This window comes from Actinosynnema sp., from assembly GCF_052038725.1.
Window position 1 is genome coordinate 1 of record NZ_JBQGCX010000564.1, and the last position, 5,949, is coordinate 5,949.

Below are 5,949 nucleotides of genomic sequence, written 5' to 3' on the forward strand. Positions count from 1 at the left end.
TCCCGCAAACTGTACCTTCCGGAAGGTACAGTTTGCGGGAGCTGCGAGGGCAGCCCGGAAGGCTGGAAAGTGACGAGGGTCAACCGAGAGGGATGCGCTGGAGCGCGCAACACCTCGCCGCCCTCCCGGAGGAGGGCGACGAGGGTGTTAGGAGCGCGGGGTGGCCCGCCACGGCGGCGGTGCGGCGGGACAGTCCCGCGCTGGAACCAGGATGCACCACAACCGCGCCGCACCACCCGTGATCAGCGCTTGTTCAGCTCGATCGTGTGACCCACGGAAGTGGAAACGGGCAGGGACACCGGCCCCCGGATCGTTCCCGACCGCCGCGAGCGCACCCGTCCCGCGAGCCTCAGGTCGGGGAAGCGCCCGAACAGCCCGCGCAGCGCGGCCACCGCCTCCATCCGTGCAAACCCGGCCCCCAGGCAGTAGTGGATGCCCGAGGAGAACGCCAGGTGCTCGCGCCCGCGCTCGCGCCCCGGCAGGAACCGGTCCGGCTCGGCGAACACCTCGGGGTCCCGGTTCGCGCCCGCCAGCAGCAGCATCACCGGCGTCATGGGCCGCACCCGCGACCCCGCCAGCTCCACCGGCTCGAACGGCGCCCGCAGCGTGTACCGCACCGGTGGGTCCAGCCGCAGCACCTCCTCCACCACGGCCTCCGCCCACGCCTCCTCCGCGACCAGCCGCTCCCGGTCCTCCGGCCGGTCCAGCAGCACCAGCACCGCGTTCCCGATCAGGTTCACCGTCGTCTCGAACCCGGCCACCAGCAGCAGCTCCGTGGTCGCCAGCAGGTCCTCGCGCGAGAGCCCCGGCTCCGCCGCCAGCGCGCTGACCACGTCGTCGCCCGGCTCGCGCCTGCGGTGCTCGACCAGGTCCCCGAGGAACGCCTCGAACTCCGCCAGCGCCACTTCCAGCGCCCGCGCCTGCCGCACCGAGCGCACCCCGTCCAGCGCCGAGATGATCGCGCTGCCCCAACGGCCGAACGCCGAGTGGTCGCCGCCCGGCACGCCCAGCAGGTCCGCGATCACCCGCACCGGGACCCGCGCCGCGAAGTCCTCCACCAGGTCGAACCGCTCCCGGCCCGCCAGCGCGTCCAGGTGCTCGTCGACCACCCGCCGCACCGACTCCTGCCTGGCCCGCAGGCCGCGCGGGGTGAACCACGGGGCGGCCAGCCTGCGCAGCCTGCCGTGGTCGGGCGGGTTGAGGGTGAGGAACGAGTCCGTCACCGGGTTCACCAGCCGCCCCCGCGGGCCGGGCAGCTCCGGCGGCGGCAGCGGCTGGAGCACCCCGAAGGCCGGGTCGCGCAGCACCTGGCCGCACACGGCGTGCGAGGCGGTGACGCGCATCCCGAGGTCGCTCCGCCCCAGGCGCCCGCCCGCGCGCACGCGTTCCTGCTCCCGGTTCCGGTCCCAGCGCGGCGAGGTGTCCAGCAGGCGGGCGACCGGGTCGCCCAGGGCGGCTCGGGCGCGCAGCGAGGTGCGCAGCACCAGCAGGGAGGTCGCGGTCTTGAGGGTGAGGAGTGGAGCGCTGCTCGACATCACCCCACGGTGGCCGACCCGCGCGGCCGGTTCAAGCGGTTCGGGACAAGCGCACCCGCAACGACGCCAGCCGCCAGGTGCCGCCGTCCGGGACCCGCTCGGGGGTCTCGGCCAGCTCGACGACCGGGTAGCGCGCCAGCAGCTCGGTGATCGCGACCTCGGTCTCGACCTTCGCGAACGCCGCGCCCAGGCAGAAGTGCGGGCCGTGGCCGTAGGCGAGGTGGCCGCCCTCGGCGCGGGTGAGGTCGAGGCGGTCCGGGTCGGTGTAGGCGCGCGGGTCGCGGTTCGCGCCGACCAGGGACGCGACGACCGGCGCGCCCGCGGGGACCGGCTCGCCGCCGACCTCCACCACCCCGGCCGCGAACCTCGGGGTGGCCATCAGCTGCGGGCTCGCCCAGCGGGTCAGCTCCTCCACCGCGCGCGGGGCCAGTTCGGGGCGCTCGCGCAGGAGGGTTAGCTGGTCGGGGTGGGTCAGCAGGGCCTCCAGGGCGTTGACGACGAGGTTGGCCGGGGTCTGGCCCGCGAGCACGAGGTGCCAGACGAGGGTGACCAGCTCGGTGTCGGTGAGGCCGTCCTCGACCTCCAGCAGCCAGGACAGCAGGTCGTCGCCGGGGTGCGCGCGGCGGTGCGCGATGGCGGCCTTCGCGCCTTCGATGACGTCGGGGACGGCGGCGACGAGGCCTTGAAGGTTCCCGGAGACGACGGCCGAGCCGTGGGCGCGCCACCGCTCCCGGTCCGCCTCGGGGATGCCGACGAGCTCGCAGACGACGTCGCTGGGCAGCGGGGCGGCGTAGTCGGCGAGCAGGTCGGCCTCGCCGTCGTCGGGCAGCGCGTCGAGGAGGGCGGTCACCAGCTCGGTGATCCTGGGGCGGAACCCGGCGGCGCGGCGGGCGGTGAACGCGGGCGTGGCGAGCCTGCGGACGCGCTGGTGCTCGGGGCCGTTCAGCTCGGACATCGTGCGCATGTAGCGGAGGCAGTGGGCGGGGATGCCGGGGAGGCCGGTGAAGCTGTTCGCGCTCACCCGCAGGCGGGGGTCGGACAGCACGGCCTTGGCGTCGTCGTGGCGGGTGGCGACGCGCAGGTCGCCCAGGCCGGGGACGGGCATCAGGGCGATGGGGGACTGCTCGCGGGCGGTGCTGTGCGCGGTGAAGGGGTCGAGCAGGGTCTTGGGGTCGCTGGGGTCGAGGACGGGGTTGGTCACGGGGCGCTCCAGGTCGGTAATTCAGATGTTCTCATCATTCGGATGTTGAGAGTATCTGGATGGGGTTGGAGTCAAGCGTGCGGGGGTGCTCGCGGGCCGGGAGAACCACCCGATCGGGAGAGGTCCGAGGGTGTTGGAACGGGATCTTCCGCTGCCGGACAATTGATCGCGGACGAGATGCGTCGAGCGGAGGGGTTCCGGTGAGCGGGTGGTGGGCGTGGCGCGGCTGACCAGGGCGCAGACGCAGGAGCGGACGAGGGCCGCGGTGCTGGCCGCCGCGCGCGCCGAGTTCGCCGAGCGCGGGTACCGGGACGTGAGGGTCGACGCCATCGCCGAGCGCGCCGAGCTGACCAGGGGCGCGGTCTACTCCAACTTCCCCGGCAAGCGGGCGCTGTACCTGGCCGTGCTGGCCGACCTGGTCGAGCGCACCCCACCCCCGCCGGGGGCCCGGCCGGGGCGGACCCTGGAGGAGGCGCTGGGGGCGCTGGCGAGGACGTGGGTGGCGCCGGTGCCCGACGGGATCGGCCGCGCGCTGCCGCCCGAGCTGGCGGGTGAGGTGGCGGACGTGCTGGGCGCGCTGGCGGGGGTCAACGCCGTGCTGCTCGGCCTGGCGGCCGAGGCCCTGGCCGGGGTGCGCTGGGACGGCCCGATCCACACCCGCCGGGTGCGGTTGGCCGAGCTCGTGCTGGCGCTGCTGCACGGGGCGCGGCAGCTGGGCTCCCTGCCGGGTGGGGCGGGGGCGCCTGCGGCGTACGACGTGGTGAGCGCGTGCGAGCGGTTGTCGGGGCTGGTGATGGACGACTGGTGGGCGCCTGCGGAGGCCGCGGTCGAGGCGCGGGAGGACGACCGGGAGTGGGCGACCCCCGAGGGGTTGGTCGACCTGGTGCGCGGGAGAGGCGTCGCGCCTGGTGCCGGGGTGGGTTCGGCGCTTGGTGACGGGTCGGTTGCCGTGACCGGTGGCGGGCCGGTCGCTGTGCCTGCTGGTGGTTTCGCTGTGCCTGGTGGCGAGGTGGTCGCCGTGCCGGGTGATGGGGTGGTCGCAGTGCTGGGCGTGCGGCGCTGGGGCGCGGTGGAGCGGGTGGCGCGTTGTGGTGTGCCGGTGACGATCGCACTGGTGACCGACACGCCCACCGAGGTGCTGCCACTGGTGCGGGCGGTGGTGGGAGAGCTGTGCGCGGCGGTGCGGGTGGCGTTCCCCGAGACGGCGTGGCCAGAGGTGCGTCTGGTGTGTGATCCGGGTGGGCGGCTCGCGACTGCGGCCGGGTTCGCCGAGACCGGGGACACGACCGAGGCGGCGGCCCTGCTGTCCGGCGGCCGAGTGGTGGCGACCGCTGAGGGAACCGGCGCGGTCACGGCGGTTCTCGGTGCCCGATCACTCAGCAGGGAGGGGTGATCGAGTGAGCTGAGGGCTACCGGCACGCGCGCTGGCGCTGGCGCTGGTGCTGGTGCTGGGGCGAGCGGGATCGCGATCGAGGCACGCACCTACACGCTGGCTGCTTGCCAACCGACTGGGGCCCGTCAACTGCTTGCGTCCCGCTGACAGCTTGTGTCCCGCTGGCCGCTTGTCCCGCCTGCCGGTTCCGGGAATGGCGGTTCTCGTGGGTGGCTCTGGCCGGGCGCGCTTGCGGATGTGCCTTGCGGTGCCTGATTGCCTCATCGTGGAGCCGTGGAGCCGTGGAGCCGTGGAGCCGTGGAGCCGTGGAGCCGTGGAGCCGTGGAGCGCGTGCTCGCGTGGGGCGTGAGGGTGGGTGCGAAGTTAGGGGCGTTTGGTGAGGGGTGTCGTGGTGCTGCCGTGGCCGTTGCGGGTGGCTCGGGTGCGTTGTTCCAGGGCTCGGCGCAGTTCGTCCGGGATCGGGGTGTGTCTGGGTTCCGGGGTGCCGCAGGCGGTGTAGCGGGTCCAGCCGACCGCTACCGGGGTTCCGTCCACCTCGGCCTCGAAGCCCAGGGTCATCGTCGTGCTGCCCAGGGTGCGCACTCGCACGTTGATGCGCATCATGTCGTCGACGCCCGCCTCGCCCAGGTAGCGCACCGACGTCTCGGCCACCGCGAACTCCACGCCGTGCTTCTCCAGCTCCCGGTACGACCCGAGCAGCGACCTGACCGTCTCCACCATCGCTGCCTCGAAGAAGATCGGGTAGCGGGACGCGTGCACCACGCCCCGCCGGTCGCAGTCGACCGGGCGGACCCGGATGCGGTGCACGTGGGCGGGGCGGGGATCGGCCATGCGCGGGATACTAGGGCGTCACGCGAAAGGTTTTCCGGTTCGTAGTGGCGGCTGCTCCGAGCGTCGCAGCGATCACCTGCCCTGCGGCGGCCAGCCAGATCACCCCTGACGGGGGCCAAGTCGACAGCAGGGCGCCGCCTGCTGCTGCGCCCAGTGCGTACGTGCCGATCTTCAGGCTTGCGCCTGTCGTGGAGAGCTGGCCCAGCAGGGCGGGCGGGGTGTGGCGCTGCCTGGCGCTGATCGTCGCCGGGAGGACGGGGGCGTCCACCAGGCCGGTGAGGGCTACCAGGGGCAGCAGGGTCCAGGTGGTGCTCGCCAGTGGCCAGGTGGCCAGGGCTGCGCCGTAGAGGGCCAGTGCTGTGAGCACTACGCGTTCCGGGGGCCAGCGGGACAGGTGGCGGCGCAGCGCTAGGAGGCCTGCTGCGCATCCGGTCTCCAGCACGGCCATGAGCAGGCCCAGGCGGTGTGGGGTGCCGTCCAGTTCGGTCAGGCGTGCTGGGAGTGCCGTTGCCAGCAGGCCTACCGCGCCGTACCCCAGTGCCGAGGCGATCGTCGTGCCGCGCAGCGGTGGGGTCGCCGCGAGGTGGCGCAGACCTCGGCGCAGGGCGACGACCAGGGGCGGGTGGTCGGCCGGTGGGTGTGGTGGGACGCGTAGCCGGAGCGTGCACAGGCCGCCTGTCAGGGCCAGTGCCGCGATCACCAGCACCGCGGTCACCGGTCCGCTCGTCGCGGCCAGCACGCCGGCCAGCGCCGGGCCGCCGATGGCTGCGGCGGTGAACAGCAGGGCGTCGTCCGAGGTCGAGCGGGGGAGGTCGGTGGCGAGCCTGGGGACCAGGCTGGTGAAGCCGCCGCTGGTCAGGGGGAGGGCCAAGCCTGCAAGGAAAGCCGAGGACGCCAGTGCGGGCGTGCTCGGCAGGAGTGCCATGGCCAGAGTTGAGGCGGCTAGTGCGAACTGGTTGCCCGCCAGGGCGGCCACGGGGTGCGCGGTG

General features: G+C 74.0%; 5 protein-coding genes. 1 reads left to right on the top strand and 4 read right to left on the bottom strand.

The features are described from left to right. Positions 1–242: 242 nt before the first annotated feature. Positions 243–1,535 (bottom strand): cytochrome P450, encoded by a 1,293-nt coding sequence (locus ACTUAL_RS11335; protein ID WP_440900229.1) that lies wholly within the window; start codon positions 1,533–1,535, stop codon positions 243–245. A 31-nt stretch (positions 1,536–1,566) separates the two neighbouring features. Then, on the bottom strand, positions 1,567–2,736 hold the full coding sequence (locus ACTUAL_RS11340; protein WP_440900230.1) for a cytochrome P450 family protein: 1,170 nt from the start codon (positions 2,734–2,736) through the stop codon (positions 1,567–1,569). Positions 2,737–2,944: 208 nt separating this feature from the next. Here ACTUAL_RS11340 and ACTUAL_RS11345 point away from each other — a divergent pair, with 208 nt between their 5' ends. Further along, on the top strand, positions 2,945–4,129 hold the full coding sequence (locus tag ACTUAL_RS11345; RefSeq protein WP_440900231.1) for a TetR/AcrR family transcriptional regulator: 1,185 nt from the start codon (positions 2,945–2,947) through the stop codon (positions 4,127–4,129). Between the two features lie 363 nt (positions 4,130–4,492). Here ACTUAL_RS11345 and ACTUAL_RS11350 read toward each other — a convergent pair whose 3' ends face one another. Both ACTUAL_RS11350 and ACTUAL_RS11355 read right to left on the bottom strand, forming a co-directional pair. Continuing rightward, complete coding sequence (locus tag ACTUAL_RS11350; protein ID WP_440900232.1) at positions 4,493–4,960, bottom strand: acyl-CoA thioesterase; 468 nt, start codon at positions 4,958–4,960, stop codon at positions 4,493–4,495. Between the two features lie 10 nt (positions 4,961–4,970). Continuing rightward, a partial coding sequence (locus ACTUAL_RS11355; protein WP_440900233.1) for an MFS transporter occupies positions 4,971–5,949 on the bottom strand: 979 nt, incomplete at its 5' end.